This window comes from Klebsiella sp. MISC125 (genome assembly GCF_051131775.1).
Taxonomy (GTDB): Bacteria; Pseudomonadota; Gammaproteobacteria; order Enterobacterales; family Enterobacteriaceae; genus Klebsiella.
The window spans coordinates 4,717,465-4,738,067 of sequence record NZ_CP180448.1 but is presented as its reverse complement, the minus strand read 5'-3'; the positions used below and the strand labels follow the sequence as shown (position 1 = coordinate 4,738,067).

The following is a 20,603-nucleotide window of genomic DNA, read 5'->3' as shown; positions in this document are numbered from 1 at the left end:
ACGCTGTTGTAAGGGCATGACAGTCCTGATATAACTGCTGCGCGGTCGCACCACGAAGGATTCTGGTGCGATATAAATTATAAAGAGAGGAAGAGAACAGTGAATAAATCTCAACTGATTGACAAAATTGCTGCCGGTGCGGACATTTCTAAAGCCGCAGCTGGACGTGCGTTAGATGCTTTAATCGCTTCTGTTACTGAATCTCTGCAGGCTGGGGATGACGTTGCGCTGGTAGGGTTTGGTACTTTTGCTGTTAAAGAGCGCGCCGCCCGTACTGGCCGCAATCCGCAAACAGGTAAAGAAATCACCATCGCCGCTGCTAAAGTACCGGGTTTCCGTGCAGGTAAAGCGCTGAAAGACGCGGTAAACTGATCGACTTCCCCACTGGGGTCTGTGACGAAGTACAAGGGCGCATCGTGAGATGTGCCTTTTTTATTTGCCAGAATGCGACTTAATGTGAGTTTATACGCACTTGTGGGCTGACAATCACCCTGTTTTCTTGTCAAAATACGTCCTCACGCGCAGTAGCCATCACATGCTATGCTGCGCGAGCAAAAGTCATCTACAGCGGAGCGTTGTTACACCATGATGGACAACCTACGCACGGCCGCCAATAGCGTCGTGCTCAAGATTATTTTCGGTATCATTATTGTCTCGTTCATTTTGACCGGGGTGAGTGGTTACCTGATTGGCGGTGGTAACAACTATGCCGCGAAAATTAATGACCAGGAGATTGGTCGCGCCCAATTTGAAAATGCCGTTGCCAGCGAACGTAATCGCATGCAGCAGCAGCTTGGCGATCAGTTCTCTGAACTGGCGGCCAATGAAAATTACATGAAGACCATGCGCCAGCAGGTGCTGAATCGTCTGATTGACGAGGCGCTGCTTGACCAGTATGCCCGTGAACTCGGTCTTAATGTCAGTGACGACCAGGTTAAGCAGGCCATCTTCCAGACCCAGGCTTTCCAGGCTGATGGCAAATTTGATAACGAGCGCTTCAGCCGTATCGTTAATCAGATGGGTATGACTACGGACCAGTATGCACAAGCGCTGCGTAATCAGTTGACCACGCAGCAACTGATTACCGCTGTAGCGGGTACCGACTTTATGCTGCCGGGCGAGTCCGATCAGCTGGCGGCACTGGTTTCCCAACAGCGCGTGGTGCGTGAAGCAACCATCGACGTGAACGCGCTGGCGGCGAAGCAGTCCGTAACCGACGACGAAATTAACGCTTTCTATCAGCAGAATCAGGCGCGTTTTATGTCGCCGGAACAGTTCCGCGTAAGCTACATCCAGATGGATGCCGCGAGCATGCAGGAAAACGTCTCTGACGAAGAAATTCAGTCATGGTATGACCAGCATCAGGAACAGTTCACTCAGCCGCAGCGTAACCGCTACAGCATCATTCAGACCAAGACTGAAGCGGATGCTCAGGCGGTGCTTGATGAGCTGAAGAAGGGGGCTGATTTCGCCACCCTGGCGAAAGAAAAGTCCACCGATATCATCTCTGCTCGTAACGGCGGCGATATGGGGTGGCTGGAAGATGCAGCGACCGTGCCTGAGCTGAAAGATGCGGGCCTGAAAGACAAAGGCCAGCTGTCTGGCGTAATTAAATCTTCCGTGGGTTTCCTGGTGGCGCGCCTTGATGACGTTCAGGCAGCACAACTTAAACCGCTGGCTGACGTGCGCGCTGATATCGCGGCGAAAGTGAAACAGGATAAAGCTCTGGACGCTTACTACGCGCTACAGCAGAAAGTGAGCGATGCGGCGAGCAACGATAACGAGTCTTTGGCGGGTGCCGCACAGGTTGCCGGACTAAAAGTCGTTGAAACCGGCTGGTTTGGTCGTGACAACCTTCCGCAAGAGCTGAACTTCAAACCGGTTTCTGACGCTATCTTCAACGGTGGTTTGGTTGGTGAAAGCGGTACTCCTGGTAGTAACTCCGACATCATCACCGTTGATGGCGATCGTGCATTTGTTCTGCGCATCAGTGAGCATAAACCGGAAGCGGTGAAACCGCTGGCGGATGTGAAAGCGCAGGTCAGCGATATCGTCAAGCACAGCAAGGCGGAGCAGCAGGCTAAACTGGACGCCGACAAGCTTCTGGTGGCGCTTAAAGAGGGCAAAGGCGATGAGGCGATGAAAGCCGCTGGCCTGAGCTTCGGCGCTCCGCAGACGCTGTCCCGCACCGGTCAGGAAGCGCTGAGCCAGGCAGTATTTGCACTGCCGTTGCCGCAGTCGGGCAAACCGAGCTACGGTGTGAGTTCTGATATGCAAGGCAACGTCGTACTGCTGGCGCTGGACGAAGTGAAAGCAGGCACGATGCCGGAAGAGCAGAAAAAAGCGATGGTTCAGGGGATCACCCAGAATAACGCTCAAATCGCTTTCGAAGCGCTGATGAGTAACCTGCGTAAAGCAGCGAAAATTAAGCTCGGTGACATCATCGATCAGCAGCAATAATTTCGCGTAGCTTCGCAAAAGCAAGTAACGTGATGTAATTCTCAAAGGCCGCTTTCGCGGCCTTTTCCATTTCTGCATTTTGCCTTTTGTACTCTTTTTCTCCACTCGCTATCGTGCCCTTGCTGTCAACAAACAAGGAGATAACAGCATGAAACGAGGAATGAGAACGCTTATTGCCGCCGCCGTACTGGTTTGCGCGGCGGGGGGGCAGGTAGTGTTAGCTGCACCTTCGAGTGGTAAAGCGTCGGCGGCGACGAGTAAGGAGAGTGTGCAAGCGCCGCAGGCGAAATCGCCTGATGCGATAAACGCGGCTGATAGTGAAGGAACCAGGGTTAGTATTAATAACGCCAGTGCAGAAGAACTCGCCCAGGCTTTGAATGGCGTTGGCCTAAAGAAAGCGCAGGCTATTGTGAGCTATCGCGAGGAATACGGACCGTTTAAAACCGTTGACGATCTTAAACAGGTTCCGGGGATGGGCAACTCGCTGGTGGAGAGAAATCTGTCTCATCTGAAGCTATAAATTTTCAGTTGAAGTTTGCACAGTCGTAAATATTTGCCAGACTGAAGAGGTCGCACAAGTGGTGTGACCTCTGACCTCAAAATAACAATTCAAGTAAGGCATTTGCGCTATGCAGACACAAATCAAAGTTCGTGGCTATCATCTGGATGTTTACCAGCATGTGAATAATGCACGTTATCTGGAGTTTCTCGAAGAGGCGCGCTGGGATGGGCTGGAAAATAGCGCTGCCTTTCACTGGATGACCGGGCACAACATCGCCTTTGTGGTGGTGAACATCAATATCAACTATCGCCGCCCGGCGGTATTGGGTGATGTTCTTACCGTTACCAGCAAGCTGGAGCAGTTGAATGGGAAAAGCGGGACGTTAAGCCAGGTCGTGACCCTGAACCCTAATGGAGAAGTGGTCGCTGATGCGCTCATCACCTTTGTCTGCATTGATTTAAAAACGCAGAAAGCGCTGCCGCTTGAAGGTGAACTGCGTGAAAAGCTCGATCAAATGAATTTACGCTAATATAGCTTCCGCTTTCTTCCCGGTGGCGCTGCGCTAACCGGGCTACGGGTTCACAGTCGCCAGCAGGCCGGTAGCCCGGACAAGGCGCGTCGAGCGCCGCCTCCGGGGAAATAGCTGATTACTTCAGCCCTGTTTTGCGCTTCATCACCGCCATAATACCCAGCTTATCAGCCTGATATTGATTCAACCCGTTAGCGCGAAGATGACAGGCGGCGCATTGTCCGCAGCCGTCGCCTTTAATGCCGTTATAGCAGGTCAGGGTTTCCTGGCGCACCAGATCTAACTGACCCCAATAATCGGCCAAGGCCCAGGTCTCGGCTTTATTCAGCCACATCAGCGGCGTCTCAAAGCGGATCTCCTTTGCCATTCCCAGGCTAACCGCGTGGTGCAGCGCTTTTACAAACTCATCGCGGCAGTCCGGGTAGCCCGAAAAATCGGTCTCGCAAACGCCGGTAATAATCGCTTCCGCCTTAACCTGATATGCGTAAATCGCCGTCAGAGTTAAAAACAGAATGTTGCGTCCGGGCACGAAGGTATTGGGAATACCGTTGGCATCCGGTTCATAATCCGGCACCGGAATGCTATCGCGAGTTAAGCTACTGATCGCCAGTTCGTTAAGCAGGGTGACATCAAGCACTTTGTGAGCGACCGCCCCCAGTTTCATCGCCAGCTCACGAGCGACATCAATCTCGGCGCGATGGCGTTGGCCATAATCAAACGTGACGCAATGCACTTCATCATACTGTTGCAGAGCCTGCACCAGGCAGGTCGTTGAATCCTGTCCTCCACTGAAGACAACTACGGCGCGTTTCATGGTAATTCCTGACTATCAATGTAAAGGGGATATGGTAGCGCCTGATGAGCGCGGCGACCAGCTCTGTCACGGCGTTGATGCCGGGAGCCAGGCGCTGGCAAAATCAAACCAGCCACGAGCGTTCAGACGCAGGCCGTTGACGCCCGGCGGAGCGCTAATACGATAATTATAATTAAATAGCGGCGTCATGATGGCGTCATCCATCAGGTTGTTAAACACATTGCGCAACGCTTCGTTGCGGCTGCGTTCGTCCGGTAGCGCCTGCACGGCATCGAGAGTGGCCTGTAAGTGGGCATATTGTGCCCCGGTCAACAAATTAGGCCACAGTGCATCGCAGCGTAACCACTGTTCCAGCGTGTACTCAGGCGCTTCGCCTATCAGACGATCGCCCATCATCAGGTCCGCTTTCGCAAACTGCTGGCAGCCATCCCAGTTTTTAGCATCGTGAAAAATAATTGTTAACTCGCAGCCTAATGTCGCCAGTCGTTGCCTGAGCTGCTCTGCCATGGCGTGTAGTTCTACGGGAAGGTGATAGAGCAGGATGAGTTTCTCTGGCAGTGATACATCAAGATTTTCCGGCCCTTGCGGAATAGACCAGCCGGGCAGCACCTCATTGCTGGGAGCGATCAGATCTTCGTCCAGGGGGAGGGTTTCCAGTAGCGTTGAATGATGAATTAACGACACCAGCCGCTGAGCTTGCGCTTTGCTTAGGCGATGGCTCTGACGCAGAGTCAGATAGCAAAAACCGAGGCTAATACTATTGCTGACCTGCCGTAAATTGGCCAACTCATCGGGGTCGCCAATCGTTATCTGCACCGGATGACGGCAGCTGGTGCCCAGATCCCGCTCAAATAACTGCGGAGTGATCCAAAACTCAACGGCCTGAATCAAAGGATGGCTAAGGTGATAACGCGGATGATTTTCTAGTCGTACAAGCTCCGGGCTAAATAACTTCAGGCGGAAGGGTCCGCTACCAATGGCCGGATTGTCCGGATGCGCCAATACGCTACAGTAACTCGCCAGGCGAAACGGTAGCCAAAAATCCGCCCGATGCAGGGTGATTGTCAGACATTGGGCATGAGTGACGCTAATCTCGCTGATGCTGGCGAATAGCGTTCGCAGCGCGGGGAGTTCCAGTAGCATGAGTAGCTGCTGGCGTAGTTGTGATGTCTCAACAGGATCGCCGTTATGCCAGAATAGCGTGGAACGGATATAAAAATTCCAGCGTAGGCCATCAGGCGAGACTTCCCAATGGTGCGCTAAATCTCCAATTGGACCGGTGCTTAGCGCATCAAATCGGGTCAGGCCAGAAAAAATCTGTCCGGCCAGATGTTGTTCAGCCCGTCCGGGTAAAAAACCAGGGCGCAGAGGTTCCAGCGGGCGATAGTAAGGAATACGTAGCGTGGGCGTATTGTTTTGCCATTGCCCCCCAAGAAAAGGATAGAGCAGCGCTTTGAGTTCCACCGGTGCAAGCTGGGCCAGCTCAAGCGCATTCTGCTGCTGCCCTTTATTTAACGCCTGCTCCATCATCTCATTGCGTAGCGTCTCCGGCGCTTTATAAAACTGGAGTTGCCCGCGTTTTCCGCGACCAGAGCTGGCCTGCCAGCTTAACCAGCCAGCCTCCTGTGCCTGGCGCAACAGCGTACGAATATGGCGCTCGCTACAAAAACAGCGTTCCGCCAGTTCGCCAACGGTGACCTGCTGCGGCTCGCCCTGAGAGGGTTGCCAGAGGCGCTGGTACTGATTCAGGCGGTTTAATAGCCTCATCTTCGCTTTATCCTGATGTTTACCTAAAAACCCGGAACAATAAAATTCATCTATTCACTATTACTTCCGTATATCTCAGGCAATACTGCAACACAAGCAAAATCCATCACGCTTCGGGGAAGAGAATATGGCAAGACTGGCTGCATTTGATATGGACGGTACGTTACTGATGCCGGACCATCGTCTGGGAGACAAAACGCTTTCGACGCTCAAACGCCTGCGCGATCGTGATATCACCCTGACGTTTGCTACTGGTCGCCATGCGCTGGAAATGCGCCATGTTATTGGCGAGTTCTCGCTTGATGCCTTTCTCATCACTGGTAACGGAACGCGCATTCACTCTCTGGAGGGGGAAGAGCTGCATCGTCGCGATCTCGCTCCGGAAGTGGCGGAAGAGGTATTGCATAGTGCCTGGGAAACGACGGCCAGCATGCATATCTTTAATGACAATGGCTGGTTTACCGGGCGCGAAATCCCAGAAATGCTGAAGGCGCATGTCTATAGCGGCTTCCATTATCAGCTTCGCGATCCGAAACGCATGCCAGCGCATCAGGTAACCAAGATCTGCTTCTGTGGCGATCATGACGATCTGCGTCGGTTGCGGATCCAACTGAACGAAGCGCTGGGGGCTAGCGCGCATTTGTGCTTTTCAGCGATGGATTGCCTGGAAGTGCTGCCAACGGGATGTAACAAAGGTTCTGCGCTGGCGGTGCTGAGCCAGCATCTCGGCCTGACGTTGCAGGACTGCATGGCGTTTGGTGACGCTATGAACGACCGGGAAATGCTTGGCAGCGTCGGGCGCGGCGTGATTATGGGCAATGCCATGGCTCAACTCAAAGCACAGTTACCTCATCTACCGATTATTGGCGACTGCCGCCATCAGGCGGTCTCCCACTTTTTGACGCATTGGCTGGATAATCCTGATCTTCCTTATTCCCCCGAATAGAGAGACCCTACCAGCGAGCCAGATATCTTGTGATATCTGGCTTTTTTTATTTTACGTGCAGCATTTCGGCGATTTTTGCCTGCCATGGGGCGATATCGCCGATATTGGCTGCTACCCACAGTGGGTTGTAATAGCTTTCCAGGTAGCGTTCGCCGCTGTCGCACAGTAACGTGACGATGGAACCAGTGCGGCCTTCTTCGCGCATACGTACTGCCAGTTGCAGTACGCCCCACATATTGGTGCCGGTTGATGCTCCAACCTTACGCCCGAGCAGCGTTTCCAGCCACAGTGCGGTGGCGACGCTGGCTGCATCCGGCACGCGCAGCATCTCGTCGACCACATCGGGAATAAATGAAGGTTCGACGCGCGGGCGACCAATACCTTCAATTTTGCTACCGACCGGGCTGCGCAGGCTGGCATCGCGGCTTTGCCAGTAATCCATGAATACGGAGTTTTGCGGGTCAACCACCATCAACCTGGTATCGTAACCCTGGCTGCGAATATAGCGGCCAATGGTGGCTGAGGTGCCGCCGGTGCCCGCGCTCATCACGATATATGATGGCTGCGGGTGCGGTTCATGGGTCATCTGGCGGAAGATGCTGTCGGCGATATTATTGTTGCCCCGCCAGTCGGTGGCGCGCTCGGCAAAGGTAAACTGATCCATATAATGACCGTTCAGCTCGCGAGCCAACGTTTCGGACGCGGCATAGATTTCGCAGGCGCTATCGACAAAGTGGCAGCGACCGCCGTAGAACTCAATTTGCTCAATTTTGCGCTTTGCGGTGCATGAGGGCATAACGGCAATAAACGGCAGACCCAGTAGTCGAGCGAAGTAGGCTTCCGAAACGGCAGTCGAACCCGAAGAGGACTCAATAATCGTCGTCCCTTCTTTAATCCAGCCGTTGCACAACCCATAGAGAAACAGCGAACGCGCCAGACGATGCTTCAGGCTACCGGTTGGGTGAGTGCTCTCATCTTTAAGGTAGATTTGAATCCCGGTGAATCCCGGCAGCGCCAGACGAATAAGGTGCGTGTCGGCGGAACGCTGATAATCGGCATTAATTTCACTAATCGCGTGTTTTATCCAGGCGCTGTTCATCTTGATTTCCTGTTTGTCATTTTGTGCCCAGCTTAACGGAAATCGAAGGAAAAATTGTTGCCATTTAGCCTTTCAATTACAATAAAAGGAGTAAAATTTTCTCCTGAGGCGCATAATGTTAGATAAAATTGACCGCAAGCTGCTTTCTCTACTACAAACCGACTGTACCCTCTCTTTGCAGGCGCTGGCTGATGCCGTTAATCTGACCACCACGCCCTGCTGGAAACGCCTGAAACGTCTGGAAGACGAAGGTATTCTCCGCGGGCGAGTCGCTCTGCTGGATGCTGAAAAGGTTGGACTTGGCCTGACGGCGTTTGTGCTGATTAAGACTCAGCACCACAGTAGCGACTGGTACTGCCGTTTTGTCAGCGAGGTCACGCAAATGGCGGAGGTCCTCGGCTTCTGGCGTATGGCGGGGGAATATGACTACCTGCTGCGGGTTCAGGTTGCTGACATGAAAAACTATGACAATTTTTATAAACGTCTGGTTAACAGCGTGCCGGGCCTGTCGGATGTCACTTCGAGTTTCGCCATGGAACAGATAAAATACACCACAGCCTTGCCTATTGATTAACGGCATCCGCCGCTACGAATTACATACTCAGGATTTAACTGCTTGCGATTATTTGCTCAACTTAGCTGGTATTTCCGCCGGGAGTGGCGTCGTTACCTCGGCGCTATTGCTCTGCTGATCATCATTGCCATCCTACAACTGGTACCGCCGAAAGTGGTCGGCATCGTGGTTGACGGCGTCACGAAACAACATTACACCGCGGAAAAGGTGTGGATGTGGATCGGCCTGCTGGTGGTTATTGCGGTGATGGTTTACCTGCTGCGCTACGTCTGGCGCGTGCTGCTGTTCGGTGCTTCCTATCAGCTGGCCGTCGAACTGCGTGAAGATTTCTATCGCCAGCTCAGTCGCCAGCATCCGGCTTTTTACCTGCGTCATCGCACCGGGGACCTGATTGCCCGGGCGACTAACGACGTTGACCGGGTCGTTTTCGCCGCAGGGGAAGGGGTGTTGACGTTAGTTGACTCCATGGTGATGGGCTGCGCGGTGCTGATTGTGATGTCCACGCAAATCAGCTGGCAGTTAACCCTGCTGGCGCTGCTGCCGATGCCGATTATGGCTCTGGCAATTAAGCGTAACGGTGATGCGCTGCATGAGCGCTTTCGCGTAGCGCAGGCAGCATTCTCCAGCCTGAACGACCGTACTCAGGAGAGCCTCACCAGCATCCGTATGATCAAAGCCTTTGGCCTTGAAGATCGGCAATCGGCGCAGTTCGCCGCCGATGCCGCGGATACCGGGGCGAAAAATATGCGCGTGGCGCGCATTGATGCCCGCTTTGACCCGACGATCTATATTGCGATTGGTACCGCGAATTTGCTCGCGATCGGTGGCGGTAGCTGGATGGTGCTGCAAGGCAGCATGACCCTGGGTCAGCTTACCAGCTTTATTATGTACCTTGGCCTGATGATTTGGCCGATGCTGGCGCTGGCGTGGATGTTTAATATCGTCGAGCGCGGGAGTGCTGCCTATTCGCGTATTCGTACCATGCTGGAAGAGGCTCCGGTAGTTAAAGACGGAAGCGAACCTACACCTGAAGGCCGCGGTACGCTCAACGTAGCCGTTCGCGAATTTATCTATCCGCAGGCGCATAAATCCTCACTGGAAAAGGTCAACTTTACGCTACAGCCTGGTCAAATGCTGGGGATATGTGGGCCGACGGGTGCCGGTAAAAGTACCATTCTGGCGTTGATTCAGCGTCATTTCGATGTAACCGATGGGGATATCTGTTTCCACGGCGTTCCCCTGACCCGACTCCAGTTGGATAGCTGGCGTGCCCGGCTGGCGGTGGTGAATCAGACCCCGTTTTTATTTTCCGATACCGTCGCCAGCAATATCGCGCTGGGTAGACCGGACGCTACGCAGGAGCAAATCGAACACGTAGCGCGGCTCGCCAGCGTACATGAGGATATTCTGCGCCTGCCGCAGGGATATAACACCGAGGTCGGTGAGCGCGGCGTGATGCTTTCTGGTGGGCAGAAGCAGCGCATTTCCATAGCCCGCGCGCTGCTGCTGGAGGCCGAGATCCTGATTCTTGATGATGCGCTGTCGGCAGTGGATGGCCGTACGGAGCATCAAATTTTGCATAACCTGCGACAGTGGGGTGAGGGGAGAACGGTGATCATCAGCGCCCATCGATTATCGGCGTTGACTGAGGCCAGCGAGATTCTGGTGATGCAGCATGGGCACGTTGCCCAGCGTGGTCGCCACGAAGCCCTGGCCGCACAGCCTGGCTGGTATCGCGATATGTATCGCTATCAGCAGCTCGAAGCGGCGCTGGATGATGTTGTGCAGGAGCACGAGGAGGTCACCGGTGCGTAGTTTCACTCAACTCTGGCCGACGTTAAAACGCCTGCTGGCCTACGGTTCTCCGTGGCGGAAACAGCTGATGATTGCCGTTGCCATCATGTGGGTAGCGGCGGTGGCTGAGGTCAGCGGCCCGCTGCTGATCAGCTACTTCATCGATAATATGGTGGCGAAGAATTCTCTGCCGCTGAAGCTGGTTAGCGGCCTTGCGGTAGCCTATCTTGGCTTGCAACTTCTGGCAGCTGGCCTGCATTACTGCCAGTCTCTGCTGTTTAACCGTGCGGCGGTTGGCGTCGTGCAGCAACTGCGCAGTGACGTGATGGATGCCGCGCTGCGCCAGCCGCTCAGCGAGTTTGATACTCAACCGGTGGGGCAGCTTATTTCGCGAGTCACCAACGATACTGAGGTTATCCGCGATCTGTACGTGACCGTGGTGGCAACGGTGTTGCGCAGCGCCGCACTGATTGGCGCGATGCTGGTGGCGATGTTCAGCCTTGACTGGCGGATGGCGCTGGTGGCGATCGCTATCTTCCCGGCGGTGTTGATCGTGATGATGATTTATCAGCGCTACAGCACGCCAATCGTCAGGCGGGTTCGCGCCTGGCTGGCGGATATCAACGATGGCTTCAACGAAGTGATTAACGGTATGGGCGTCATTCAGCAGTTCCGCCAGCAGGCGCGGTTCGGCGAGCGGATGCGCGAGGCCAGCTACGCGCACTACCTGGCGCGGATGCAAACTTTGCGCCTTGACGGTTTCTTGTTACGCCCGCTGCTGAGCCTGTTCTCTTCACTGATCCTCTGCGGCCTGCTGATGCTGTTTGGTTTCAGCAGCACCGGGACCATCGAAGTGGGGGTCCTCTACGCCTTTATTAGCTACCTTGGTCGTTTGAACGAACCGCTGATCGAACTGACAACTCAACAGTCGATGCTACAGCAGGCGGTTGTGGCGGGGGAGCGAGTTTTTGAACTGATGGACAGGCCGCGTCAGGCGTGGGGAGAGGATAGCGACCCACTGCGTAGCGGGGCCGTCAGTATCGATAATGTCTCTTTTGCCTACCGCGATGACAGTCTGGTATTGCAGGATATCAATCTTGATATCCCATCCCGCAGCTTCGTGGCGCTGGTCGGTCATACTGGTAGCGGCAAAAGTACTCTGGCTAGCCTGATGATGGGCTACTACCCGTTGACCAAAGGTGAAATTCGTATCGATGGCCGTCCGCTCTCTTCATTAAGCCACAGCGCGCTGCGTCAGGGGATTGCGATGGTGCAGCAGGACCCTGTGGTGCTGGCCGATACCTTCTATGCTAACGTTACCCTCGGTCGTGACATCAGCGAAGAGCAGGTTTGGGAGGCGCTGGAAGCGGTGCAGTTGGCAGAGCTGGCCCGCGAAATGGAAGACGGGATTTATACGCAACTGGGCGAGCAGGGGAACAATCTTTCCGTTGGTCAGAAGCAGCTGCTGGCGCTGGCGCGGGTGCTGGTTGATACCCCGCAGGTGCTGATCCTTGATGAAGCAACGGCCAATATCGACTCAGGTACTGAGCAGGCGATCCAGCAGGCCCTGGCGCGAGTTCGCGAGCACACTACGCTTGTCGTTATCGCCCACCGTTTATCGACCATCGTTGAGGCCGATACTATCCTGGTGCTGCATCGCGGCCAGGCCGTAGAGCGCGGGAATCATCAACAGCTGCTGGCGGCAAAAGGTCGTTACTGGCAGATGTACCAGCTGCAGCTGGCTGGCGAAGAGCTGGCGGCCAGCGCGCAGGAAGAGTCGCTTATTGCCTGATGCACCATGAGCAGGCAGCGCGGGTTTGGCGGTTTGCGGTGGTGCAAAAACGTCACATATCACGCACTGAAATGGTGCATTTTTAGGCGGTCATAGCGTTTTCCCGCTTCGTTTCAAGCGATTTCTTTTCTTTATCCCTCCAGAAGGGCCGCTTTGCGGTCCTTTTTCATTTCTGGCATAGCCCTTGCTTTATTCCCTATGTGTTAGCCGTGGCCATTACCGAATTCTGACTGGAGGGGACTTATGAAGCTGGTTACCGTGGTAATCAAACCATTCAAACTGGAAGACGTGCGTGAAGCATTATCTTCGATGGGAATTCAGGGCCTGACGGTCACTGAAGTAAAAGGGTTCGGCCGTCAGAAAGGCCATGCGGAACTTTATCGCGGCGCCGAATACAGCGTCAATTTTTTACCGAAGGTGAAGATTGACGTGGCCATTGCCGACGATCAGCTCGATGAAGTCGTCGATGTCATTAGTAAAGCGGCTTATACCGGAAAAATTGGCGACGGCAAAATCTTTGTCGCCGAGTTGCAGCGCGTCATTCGCATCCGTACCGGCGAATCTGACGAAGCGGCACTGTAACTTTCAGACCACACAGTGATGGGGAACGAAACAATGAAGATAGCAACAATGAAAACAGGTCTGGGAGCGCTGGCGCTTCTTCCGGGGTTGGCAATGGCCGCTCCGGCAGTAGCGGATAAAGCCGACAACGCCTTTATGATGATTTGCACCGCACTGGTGCTGTTTATGACCATTCCGGGCATCGCGCTGTTCTATGGCGGCCTGATTCGCGGTAAAAACGTTCTCTCCATGCTGACTCAGGTTATTGTGACTTTTGCGCTGGTCTGTGTGCTGTGGGTGGTTTACGGATATACATTAGCTTTCGGCACTGGCGGCAGCTTCTTCGGTAGCTTTGACTGGGTCATGCTGAAGAATATTGAACTCAAAGCGCTGATGGGCAGCTTCTATCAATATATTCACGTTGCTTTCCAGGGCTCTTTTGCCTGTATCACCGTCGGCCTGATTGTTGGCGCGCTGGCGGAACGGATCCGTTTCTCTGCGGTATTGATTTTCGTGGTGGTGTGGATGACGCTCTCCTATGTGCCGATTGCGCATATGGTCTGGGGCGGTGGTCTGCTCGCAACGCATGGTGCGCTGGACTTCGCGGGTGGTACCGTTGTACATATCAACGCCGCCGTCGCCGGGTTGGTGGGTGCTTACATGATGGGCAAACGCGTTGGCTTCGGCAAAGAAGCGTTCAAGCCGCATAACTTGCCGATGGTCTTCACCGGTACCGCGATCCTCTACGTTGGTTGGTTTGGCTTCAACGCCGGTTCTGCTGGCGCGGCGAACGAAATTGCGGGCCTGGCTTTCGTCAACACAGTGGTGGCGACTGCGGCGGCTATCCTGGCGTGGACCTTCGGTGAATGGGTTACCCGCGGTAAGCCATCTCTGCTGGGCGCATGTTCTGGGGCGATTGCAGGGCTGGTTGGGGTTACACCAGCATGTGGCTATATCGGCGTCGGTGGTTCTTTGATTGTCGGTATCGCGGCGGGTCTGGCCGGTCTGTGGGGCGTCACCGTACTGAAACGCTGGTTGCGTGTTGATGACCCGTGCGATGTGTTCGGCGTGCACGGTGTCTGCGGTATCGTCGGCTGTATCCTTACCGGCATCTTTGCCGCAACCTCTCTGGGCGGCGTCGGTTACGCAGAAGGCGTGACCATGGGCCATCAGGTTCTGGTACAGCTGGAAAGCATCGCCATCACCATCGTCTGGTCCGGCATCGTCGCGTTCATTGGCTACAAAGTTGCTGATATGACCGTTGGCCTGCGCGTACCGGAAGATCAGGAACGCGAAGGTCTGGATGTGAACAGCCACGGCGAGAACGCCTACAACGCCTGATTCATCGTCATCTTGCTAAAGTGAAAAGCGGAGCCTGGCTCCGCTTTTTTACATGGTTAACTAATAGACTGAATCCACGGTAATAATGTTGAGGCCCACAGCCAGGAGATGGGCATGACGATGATCAATCCAGGGAGTAAGTTGGCCACCGGGAATGATTTAATCCCACAGATTCTTAATCCCGTCACAAACATAATGAAGCCGCCAAGCCCTGAGAAATCAGCAATCATTTCCGGCGTTAGCATGGGCATTATTGATTGTCCGATAAACAGGAGGAGCATTTGGACAATAAATTGTGGGATCGCGATAGTCGCAACTGAAAGGCCAAGCGCGGTGGCGAAAATACCTGCGGTCAGAATATCGAGGAATGATTTGGTTAACAGAATAGAGATATCGCCGGTTATCCCTTCCTGCATCGCCCCAAAAACACCTGTACCTGATGCCACGAAAAGCACCAAAATACCCACAAATTTGTCGAGATATTCCTCTTGCGATAATGGACTACCGCTTTTTTGTGGGGCAATTTTATCGATGATAAAACGCAATTTTGATGCACCACGGCCAATATTTTTCTCGATGGAGAATATTTCACCGATAATGGCACCGAATAATAATGAAGCAACGACAACGGGTAGCGCGTGTAACTTAACGACCACGGTCATCCCCATTCCCATGGATGCCGCACCAAAGGTGAGGGGCAATGCAGTACGGAATTTTTCACTCAGGCGATCGCCAATTAGGCCACCGACGATTCCGCCGATGAGTGTTGATGCGGAGTTAATTATTGGCCCAATCATTACTTTTCCTTGTTAACATTCACAAAATACCTATCTCTGGCGGCGGACCGTAAACAGACTCACCATTCGACAGGTTCTGTAGATAGCGAGCCTGTCAAATGTGAACGACTATTTTTTGAAGCCTGGAATGAAGCGATTAACATCCACTTCAAGGAATTTGCTACGCTGAAAATTTGCTTTCAGATTCCATGGAACGGTGCAGTCAAAAATAGTCTTACAGGCAATACCGTGGCCGAGTATTGATGGGCTGAATGCCGGGTCGGATGAAGGGTCGAGCGGATGGCAGCGCACGCCGGGAATAAATATGGTGCTCACATCGCCCTGATAACGCGTCGTCATGGCCCATATCACATCGTTAATATCAAAAACGTCGACGTCCTCATCGACCAACATAACATGCTTCAATTCTGAGAAGGCTGAAAATGCAAGAAGCGCGGCCTGACGCTGCCTACCTTCATCTGCGGGTGTGCGTTTTTTTACCTGTAAAACAGCGAGGTATTTCCCGGTACCCGGCGATGGACAATGGACATTCTGAACAAAGCCTGGCAGCGCTTTTTCGACCATTTGTAAAATACTGGCTTCGGTAGGGATACCGGCCAGATTGGTGTGCTCATCGCTTGCCCCAATGCAGGTTTGCAGGATGGGATGGCGGCGGTGGGTGATGGCTTTGACTTTGATAATCGGAACCTGAGCCTGGGCGCTGCCGGTGTAGCCTGGAAATTCTGGCATGGCCTTACCGGTGTCGCTATTTTGGTCTTCACGAACCCGAACGTTAGGTAAGAGTTCACCTTCGATAACGATTTCAGCGTTGGCGATAGCAAGGGCATTCACGCTTACGCAATTGGTAAGCTCTACTGCCTGTTTCCTCAGGCCTCCTGCAATCGACAATTCATCAAAACCTAGCGGTGTTGTCGGCGGTTCGAAGCAGGCACCGATTTCAATGGCCGGGTCGACGCCAATACTGATGGAGATGGGTAATGCTTTCCCGGCCGCTTCGGCTTTCTGACGGAAGCTGTCAAGATGGCGTCCTGGAACGAAATACATTGAGATTTCGTCTTTGCTTTGCACACATAAACGATGGATTGTGACGTCATGTTCACCCGTTTCCGGGTCGGCGGCATAGCACATACCGAGGGTAAAGTAGGGGCCTGCATCTTCTGGGGTATTGGTTGGCGCAGGTAATATTTTCAGAATATCGAAATCAGGATCGGTTGCCAGGTGGACAACCTCCTGACATGCCGCCTGGTCACGTGGGATCACAATCGGCGCGATAGCCGTTGCGACGGAATCTTTTAGCATAAAAGCCAAATTTTCGGGTGTGGTGCCAAATAGGCGAGCAACGCGTTTGCGCGAGCAGAGCAGGCCAATCAATACTTTTACATCATCGTACCCTTTGACTTTATTGAATATCATGGCCGGCCCCACCTGAGTTGGGCGCTGTACGGTGCCATGCGCCCCAACATAGCGGTATACCCCGGATAATTCTGCAATAGGGTCGACGGGTTCATCGGTATAAATCAATTCATCATCATATTGGCTTAATACCGCGAGTGCGGAACGAAGATCGGTTACTTTTTGCTGTTCCTTAAACATTAATCTCTCCTTTAATTTTTTACTAAGCGATGACGCGCTGGTCATAAAACACGCATGCTCTGATTTTTATCATCACGGTGAGTTTAATTTTCAATAAATACAAATAAGAGTCCAATAACATTGCCCCGCATTTTAATAAGGATTTATTATTAGTGGCTTCCAGGAGGTTGCTATGGATTATCGGCAGTTACATGCATTTGTTGTACTGGCAGAAGAACTACATTTTGGGCGGGCTGCACAGAGGCTAAACGTCACTCAACCTGCGCTTACCCAGCAAATTAAAAGCCTTGAGAACACGTTGGAACTGATGTTGTTTGTTCGCGACCGGCGTCATGTTTCATTGACCGCTGAGGGGTTGTTTTTAATTGAAGAGGCGCGAACTATTCTTGGTCATTATGATAAGTTTCGCGAGAATGCAAATAGCTTGCGTTCAGGGCATAAGGGGCAATTAAAAGTCGGCTATGTGGGATCCTCTATCCTTGATCCGGCATTAACATTGTTAATAAAAAATTACCGGCACAAAAAATCAGAGGCCGACCTCATTATAGAAGAACATAATGCTCATGATTTATTAACATTTTTGCTGGATAAACGAATAGACCTTGCTTTTGTTCGCTCTCCGATACCGCAATTTGAACAGCTGGAATATATGAATATTGCTACCCGTTCGCTGATTGCCGTGTTACCGCGTCATCATGAACTGGGTCATAGCCGAAAAATCTCTTTGTCATCACTGGCGGGTGAGCAATTCTTTATTCAAAAGGATCCCTACGGCGTGGGATTGGGTTGGTCGGCGATGAGTGCCTGTCAGCAGGCCGGGTTTATTCCTCAGAAAATTCAGTATACGCGTGATGTGTCGGTTGCTATTGGCCTGGTATCCATGGGAATGGGCGTTGCGCTGGTACCTGAAACACAAAGCTCGATGCTGATGTCAGACGTGAGCTACTGTCTGCTGGAGGAGGCATTTGCCACCACGACCTTGACCTTATGCTGGCGACGGCAAATAAAAAATAACCTTTTACGCGACTTTATCAACTATACCCGGGAGCTGACTAGCCGCCAGGAACATCGGGTTACTCAGCGTGTAGCGGCTAAAAATTGACAAGATTTGGCGTGAACCCATTTTTCAGAAGACGATATTCCCTTCTTAGCAGGCCCGTTTCCGGGCCTTGCAGAGATGGGATTAGGCTACTGGGTAGATATTGCGGTTGCGCATGACCCCTTCCTGTACCGTCGAAGCCACCAGAGTGCCGTCCTGGGTATAGAACTCCCCGCGTACAAAACCGCGAGCGCTGGAGGCCGATGTGCTTTCAACGCTATAAAGTAACCATTCGTTAATATTGAACGGACGATGGAACCACATTGAATGATCGATAGTAGCAACCTGCATTCCCGGCTCAAGAAATCCCACGCCGTGCGGCTGCAGAGCTACTGGCAGGAAGTTGAAGTCTGAAGCATAGCCCAGTAAATACTGATGAATACGGAGATCCTCCGGTACTGCGCCGTTAGCGCGGATCCACACCTGACGCGTTGGTTGTGCAACGTGGCCTTTCAGCGGGTTATGGAATTCAGCCGGACGAATCTCCAGTGGTTTATCGCAGAGAAACTTATCTTTAACCTGCGGCGGCAGTAAATGGGCCAGCTTGCGGGCAATATCTGTTTCAGAGGGGAGGTCGTCCGGCGCAGGAGCTGACGGCATCGGTTTCTGATGTTCGTAGCCGGACTCCGGGGCCTGGAAAGAGGCTGTCATGTAGAAAATCGGCTTACCGTTCTGAATGGCCGCGACTCGCCGGGCGCTGAAGCTATTGCCATCACGCAGGACTTCCACATCATAGATTATCGGTTTCTGGCTATCGCCGGGCCGCAGAAAATAGCTATGAAATGAGTGAATCAGGCGTTCAGTGGGGACCGTCTCTTTTGCCGCATACAATGCCTGGCCAACCACCTGGCCACCAAAAACCTGGCGCAATCCCAGATCTTCGCTCTGCCCGCGGAATAGCCCTTCTTCAATTTTTTCCAGATTTAACAATGCCAGCAGATTAGATAGTGCCTGACTCATAGTGACCCTCAATCAATGATAACTGCCTTTTGCAGCGCGTAATTGAGGCAAAGTATAACCTGGAATCGCAAGTGGTCCGATGGGTGTAATAATCTGAATATGAGCTCCTTTCCAGGAAGAGATCTGAGATCTGTGCCACACTTATTCACGATACTAATGTCCTGTCCCTGATTCTGGCAGGATGTACTCCTGTTACAGTAGGGATGAAAAGGAGAACATAATGAAATTTGCCTATATGTTAAGTGCCTTAGCCGTAGCGGCTACGTTGACCGCCTGTGCGAATAATCACAACGGCAATGCAGCAAATCAAACGGCAGCGCCCGATCCTTATGGCATTGCCTCACTGAGCTCCTCGCAGCAGCAGCCTAACGTTTCCGGGACAATCAATATTAGACAGCGCGTGGCGTTGCCGCCGGACGCAGTATTGACCGTCACCTTGTCAGATGCATCTCTGGCTGATGCTCCAGCGCACGTGTTGGCGCAAAAAGCAGTAAGGACGGAAGGGAAGCAGGCGCCGTTTAACTTTGTGCTACCTTACAACCAGGCAGACATTAAGCCTAACGCACGCATTTTGTTAAGTTCTGCAATTACTGTGAATGGCCAGTTGATGTTTATCACTGATACCGTGCAAACGGTGATAAACCAGGGGGGCAATCGTGCCGATCTGTTACTGGTGCCGGTCCAGCAGACGGCTGTTCCGGTAGCCAACGCTGCCCCTGTCGCGCAATAAAATCATCAGCGCCCCTGCCTGTTCAGGGGCCTTTTTTGCCTCTAATAAATCCAACGGTAGTGCTGCAGGTCAATATGACCGCTACCGGAAACCTGCACGCCTTCCGCCAGTAGCGCCTGTCGTTGACGTTGCAGATCGGGACCATTCAGAGAGATGTCCCCGTGACGGTTGACCACCCGATGCCAGGGGAGAGTAGAGCCTTCCGGTAGACGCTTTAACACTCCCCCGACCTGGCGTGCAGCGCGCGGCGAGCCTGCCAAATGGGCAATGTCGCCATAGGTGGCAACGTAGCCTTCCGGTATCGAGGCGATTATCTGCCAGACCCGCTGTGGAAAGGTATCGTGAGAATCCATGGTACGTCCTGCTGCCGGAAAACGTTCAGGATAAGCTTTGGACGGCAGACTGTACAGATGACGACTCAAGCCGTTTTTGCAACGGTAAATTCCAGTGCCAGGCCAAGGATCTGCATACCATGGATATTTTCGTTCGGGGTATTGCTCAGCAGGCTTTCAAGAAACTTCAGGCGTTTGGACTGAGCGTTAATGATAAGTTTAGCCCGCATCGCCGGGAGCTTAAGCGTTGATATCGGGTACACCACGCGGCCGCTAACTTCGATGGGCAACTTGCGCAGTTCAACGTGCTGGAGCACGCCGACGCTGGAGTAAAGCAGCGCAACCGGCGTCACAGCCAGCAGTTGGGCATCGCTAATCGTGATGAAATCCAGCATCAGCTCTGGGCGCAGGAAGTTTAAACCGTGGAAAGGAACGGTGACTTCATCGATAGGGGGCATCGCCAGGGTGGTGATTAAACGCGGTAATTCACTCATTCAGGTACCATTGGGATAACGTATTGATTAAAAAGGATACAAAGCATGTATGGTATTATGAATGACGACGGGAAATTGTGCTGAGAGTATGCTCGCAATCTCTTTATTTCACCCCGCTGAAGTGTATCGATAAGTATCCTGTGATACTCATTTGCTGGTTTTGCGCAATAAATCAGCAGCCGATCGGCAGCAGCTTGCAATTCACTGGTTCAGCAGGGATAATGCGCCAGCGCGTTAGGTAACTAACGCTCTCAATGGGGGCTCTGTTGGTTCTCCCGCAATGCTACTCTGTTTACCAGGTCAGATCCGGAAGGAAGCAGCCAGAGCAGACGACGTGTGTGCCGGGATGTAGCTGGCAGGGCCCCCACCCATTTCTGGGTCTCAAAATTTTCTATCCCACAGTAAAGTGGCGACTTTTC

The 20,603-nt window shown here is 52.9% G+C and carries 20 protein-coding genes and 1 other RNA gene; 13 read left to right on the top strand and 8 right to left on the bottom strand.

Annotated elements, in window-relative coordinates:
* The first annotated feature begins 99 nt into the window (after positions 1–99).
* The 4 genes from hupB to ACMYSL_RS22240 all read left to right on the top strand — a co-directional run bounded on the left by hupB (position 100) and on the right by ACMYSL_RS22240 (position 3,491).
* Positions 100–372, top strand: coding sequence for a nucleoid-associated protein HU-beta (gene hupB, locus ACMYSL_RS22255; protein WP_002444653.1), 273 nt, complete (start codon positions 100–102; stop codon positions 370–372).
* Positions 373–585: 213 nt separating this feature from the next.
* Complete coding sequence (ppiD, locus tag ACMYSL_RS22250) at positions 586–2,460, top strand: peptidylprolyl isomerase (protein WP_434659974.1); 1,875 nt, start codon at positions 586–588, stop codon at positions 2,458–2,460.
* A 148-nt stretch (positions 2,461–2,608) separates the two neighbouring features.
* Entirely contained in the window at positions 2,609–2,980 is a 372-nt protein-coding gene (locus tag ACMYSL_RS22245; RefSeq protein WP_434659973.1) for a helix-hairpin-helix domain-containing protein, read from the top strand.
* Between the two features lie 109 nt (positions 2,981–3,089).
* On the top strand, positions 3,090–3,491 hold the full coding sequence (locus ACMYSL_RS22240) for a YbgC/FadM family acyl-CoA thioesterase (RefSeq protein ID WP_434659972.1): 402 nt from the start codon (positions 3,090–3,092) through the stop codon (positions 3,489–3,491).
* 118 nt (positions 3,492–3,609) lie between these two features.
* On the opposite strand, the gene queC is transcribed toward ACMYSL_RS22240, so the two are convergent.
* Entirely contained in the window at positions 3,610–4,305 is a 696-nt protein-coding gene (gene queC / locus ACMYSL_RS22235; RefSeq protein ID WP_434659971.1) for a 7-cyano-7-deazaguanine synthase QueC, read from the bottom strand.
* A 66-nt stretch (positions 4,306–4,371) separates the two neighbouring features.
* A complete protein-coding gene (locus tag ACMYSL_RS22230; protein WP_434659970.1) occupies positions 4,372–6,072 on the bottom strand; it encodes an SgrR family transcriptional regulator in 1,701 nt (566 codons plus the stop codon).
* A gap of 127 nt (positions 6,073–6,199) precedes the next feature.
* Between ACMYSL_RS22230 and cof the strand changes: the two genes are divergently transcribed.
* Positions 6,200–7,018, top strand: coding sequence for an HMP-PP phosphatase (gene cof / locus ACMYSL_RS22225; RefSeq protein WP_110273735.1), 819 nt, complete (start codon positions 6,200–6,202; stop codon positions 7,016–7,018).
* A 46-nt stretch (positions 7,019–7,064) separates the two neighbouring features.
* Here cof and ACMYSL_RS22220 read toward each other — a convergent pair whose 3' ends face one another.
* Positions 7,065–8,117, bottom strand: coding sequence for a PLP-dependent cysteine synthase family protein (locus tag ACMYSL_RS22220; protein ID WP_434659969.1), 1,053 nt, complete (start codon positions 8,115–8,117; stop codon positions 7,065–7,067).
* Positions 8,118–8,232: 115 nt separating this feature from the next.
* Between ACMYSL_RS22220 and ACMYSL_RS22215 the strand changes: the two genes are divergently transcribed.
* The 5 genes from ACMYSL_RS22215 (at position 8,233) to amtB (ending at position 14,179) form a co-directional block, all read left to right on the top strand.
* The gene (locus tag ACMYSL_RS22215) at positions 8,233–8,691 is read left to right on the top strand and encodes an Lrp/AsnC family transcriptional regulator (RefSeq protein WP_110273733.1); all 459 of its coding nucleotides are present in this window, start codon (positions 8,233–8,235) and stop codon (positions 8,689–8,691) included.
* A gap of 42 nt (positions 8,692–8,733) precedes the next feature.
* Complete coding sequence (locus ACMYSL_RS22210) at positions 8,734–10,506, top strand: SmdA family multidrug ABC transporter permease/ATP-binding protein (protein ID WP_434659968.1); 1,773 nt, start codon at positions 8,734–8,736, stop codon at positions 10,504–10,506.
* Positions 10,499–12,277: a SmdB family multidrug efflux ABC transporter permease/ATP-binding protein gene (locus ACMYSL_RS22205; protein WP_434659967.1), complete on the top strand. Its 1,779-nt coding sequence runs from the start codon at positions 10,499–10,501 to the stop codon at positions 12,275–12,277. Before ACMYSL_RS22210 ends, ACMYSL_RS22205 begins: the two co-directional genes overlap by 8 nt.
* Before the next feature lie 243 nt (positions 12,278–12,520).
* Positions 12,521–12,859, top strand: coding sequence for a P-II family nitrogen regulator (glnK, locus tag ACMYSL_RS22200; protein ID WP_004099573.1), 339 nt, complete (start codon positions 12,521–12,523; stop codon positions 12,857–12,859).
* 33 nt (positions 12,860–12,892) lie between these two features.
* Positions 12,893–14,179: an ammonium transporter AmtB gene (gene amtB / locus ACMYSL_RS22195; protein WP_167492815.1), complete on the top strand. Its 1,287-nt coding sequence runs from the start codon at positions 12,893–12,895 to the stop codon at positions 14,177–14,179.
* Between the two features lie 56 nt (positions 14,180–14,235).
* Here the strand turns inward: amtB and ACMYSL_RS22190 are convergent, their stop codons facing one another.
* The gene (locus tag ACMYSL_RS22190; RefSeq protein WP_434659966.1) at positions 14,236–14,976 is read right to left on the bottom strand and encodes a DUF554 domain-containing protein; all 741 of its coding nucleotides are present in this window, start codon (positions 14,974–14,976) and stop codon (positions 14,236–14,238) included.
* Between the two features lie 108 nt (positions 14,977–15,084).
* Complete coding sequence (locus tag ACMYSL_RS22185) at positions 15,085–16,569, bottom strand: UbiD family decarboxylase (RefSeq protein ID WP_434659965.1); 1,485 nt, start codon at positions 16,567–16,569, stop codon at positions 15,085–15,087.
* A gap of 172 nt (positions 16,570–16,741) precedes the next feature.
* On the opposite strand from ACMYSL_RS22185, the gene ACMYSL_RS22180 reads away from it, so the two are divergent.
* A complete protein-coding gene (locus ACMYSL_RS22180) occupies positions 16,742–17,671 on the top strand; it encodes a LysR substrate-binding domain-containing protein (RefSeq protein WP_434659964.1) in 930 nt (309 codons plus the stop codon).
* Positions 17,672–17,752: 81 nt separating this feature from the next.
* On the opposite strand, the gene tesB is transcribed toward ACMYSL_RS22180, so the two are convergent.
* Positions 17,753–18,628 carry an acyl-CoA thioesterase II gene (tesB, locus tag ACMYSL_RS22175; RefSeq protein WP_434659963.1) on the bottom strand — a complete coding sequence of 292 codons (876 nt, stop codon included), beginning with the start codon at positions 18,626–18,628 and terminating at the stop codon, positions 17,753–17,755.
* Between the two features lie 220 nt (positions 18,629–18,848).
* On the opposite strand from tesB, the gene ACMYSL_RS22170 reads away from it, so the two are divergent.
* A complete protein-coding gene (locus tag ACMYSL_RS22170; RefSeq protein ID WP_181483302.1) occupies positions 18,849–19,358 on the top strand; it encodes a YbaY family lipoprotein in 510 nt (169 codons plus the stop codon).
* Positions 19,359–19,399: 41 nt separating this feature from the next.
* Here the strand turns inward: ACMYSL_RS22170 and ACMYSL_RS22165 are convergent, their stop codons facing one another.
* Both ACMYSL_RS22165 and ACMYSL_RS22160 read right to left on the bottom strand, forming a co-directional pair.
* On the bottom strand, positions 19,400–19,711 hold the full coding sequence (locus ACMYSL_RS22165) for an MGMT family protein (protein ID WP_434659962.1): 312 nt from the start codon (positions 19,709–19,711) through the stop codon (positions 19,400–19,402).
* 65 nt (positions 19,712–19,776) lie between these two features.
* The gene (locus tag ACMYSL_RS22160; RefSeq protein ID WP_434659961.1) at positions 19,777–20,184 is read right to left on the bottom strand and encodes a dTDP-glucose pyrophosphorylase; all 408 of its coding nucleotides are present in this window, start codon (positions 20,182–20,184) and stop codon (positions 19,777–19,779) included.
* Positions 20,185–20,448: 264 nt separating this feature from the next.
* On the opposite strand from ACMYSL_RS22160, the gene ffs reads away from it, so the two are divergent.
* An RNA gene (gene ffs, locus ACMYSL_RS22155) (signal recognition particle sRNA small type) lies at positions 20,449–20,545 on the top strand.
* Positions 20,546–20,603 lie beyond the last annotated feature (58 nt).

Excerpts from the sequence above, each read along its gene's own strand:
- ACMYSL_RS22185 (WP_434659965.1), bottom strand. The coding sequence starts at position 16,569 with ATGTTTAAGGAACAGCAAAAAGTAACCGATCTTCGTTCCGCACTCGCG.
- cof (WP_110273735.1), top strand. The coding sequence starts at position 6,200 with ATGGCAAGACTGGCTGCATTTGATATGGACGGTACGTTACTGATGCCG.
- ACMYSL_RS22190 (WP_434659966.1), bottom strand. The coding sequence starts at position 14,976 with ATGATTGGGCCAATAATTAACTCCGCATCAACACTCATCGGCGGAATC.
- amtB (WP_167492815.1), top strand. The coding sequence starts at position 12,893 with ATGAAGATAGCAACAATGAAAACAGGTCTGGGAGCGCTGGCGCTTCTT.
- ACMYSL_RS22215 (WP_110273733.1), top strand. The coding sequence starts at position 8,233 with ATGTTAGATAAAATTGACCGCAAGCTGCTTTCTCTACTACAAACCGAC.
- ACMYSL_RS22220 (WP_434659969.1), bottom strand. The coding sequence starts at position 8,117 with ATGAACAGCGCCTGGATAAAACACGCGATTAGTGAAATTAATGCCGAT.
- ACMYSL_RS22240 (WP_434659972.1), top strand. The coding sequence starts at position 3,090 with ATGCAGACACAAATCAAAGTTCGTGGCTATCATCTGGATGTTTACCAG.
- ACMYSL_RS22165 (WP_434659962.1), bottom strand. The coding sequence starts at position 19,711 with ATGGATTCTCACGATACCTTTCCACAGCGGGTCTGGCAGATAATCGCC.
- queC (WP_434659971.1), bottom strand. The coding sequence starts at position 4,305 with ATGAAACGCGCCGTAGTTGTCTTCAGTGGAGGACAGGATTCAACGACC.
- ACMYSL_RS22245 (WP_434659973.1), top strand. The coding sequence starts at position 2,609 with ATGAAACGAGGAATGAGAACGCTTATTGCCGCCGCCGTACTGGTTTGC.
- ACMYSL_RS22180 (WP_434659964.1), top strand. The coding sequence starts at position 16,742 with ATGGATTATCGGCAGTTACATGCATTTGTTGTACTGGCAGAAGAACTA.
- ACMYSL_RS22230 (WP_434659970.1), bottom strand. The coding sequence starts at position 6,072 with ATGAGGCTATTAAACCGCCTGAATCAGTACCAGCGCCTCTGGCAACCC.
- glnK (WP_004099573.1), top strand. The coding sequence starts at position 12,521 with ATGAAGCTGGTTACCGTGGTAATCAAACCATTCAAACTGGAAGACGTG.
- ACMYSL_RS22160 (WP_434659961.1), bottom strand. The coding sequence starts at position 20,184 with ATGAGTGAATTACCGCGTTTAATCACCACCCTGGCGATGCCCCCTATC.
- ACMYSL_RS22170 (WP_181483302.1), top strand. The coding sequence starts at position 18,849 with ATGAAATTTGCCTATATGTTAAGTGCCTTAGCCGTAGCGGCTACGTTG.
- ppiD (WP_434659974.1), top strand. The coding sequence starts at position 586 with ATGATGGACAACCTACGCACGGCCGCCAATAGCGTCGTGCTCAAGATT.
- tesB (WP_434659963.1), bottom strand. The coding sequence starts at position 18,628 with ATGAGTCAGGCACTATCTAATCTGCTGGCATTGTTAAATCTGGAAAAA.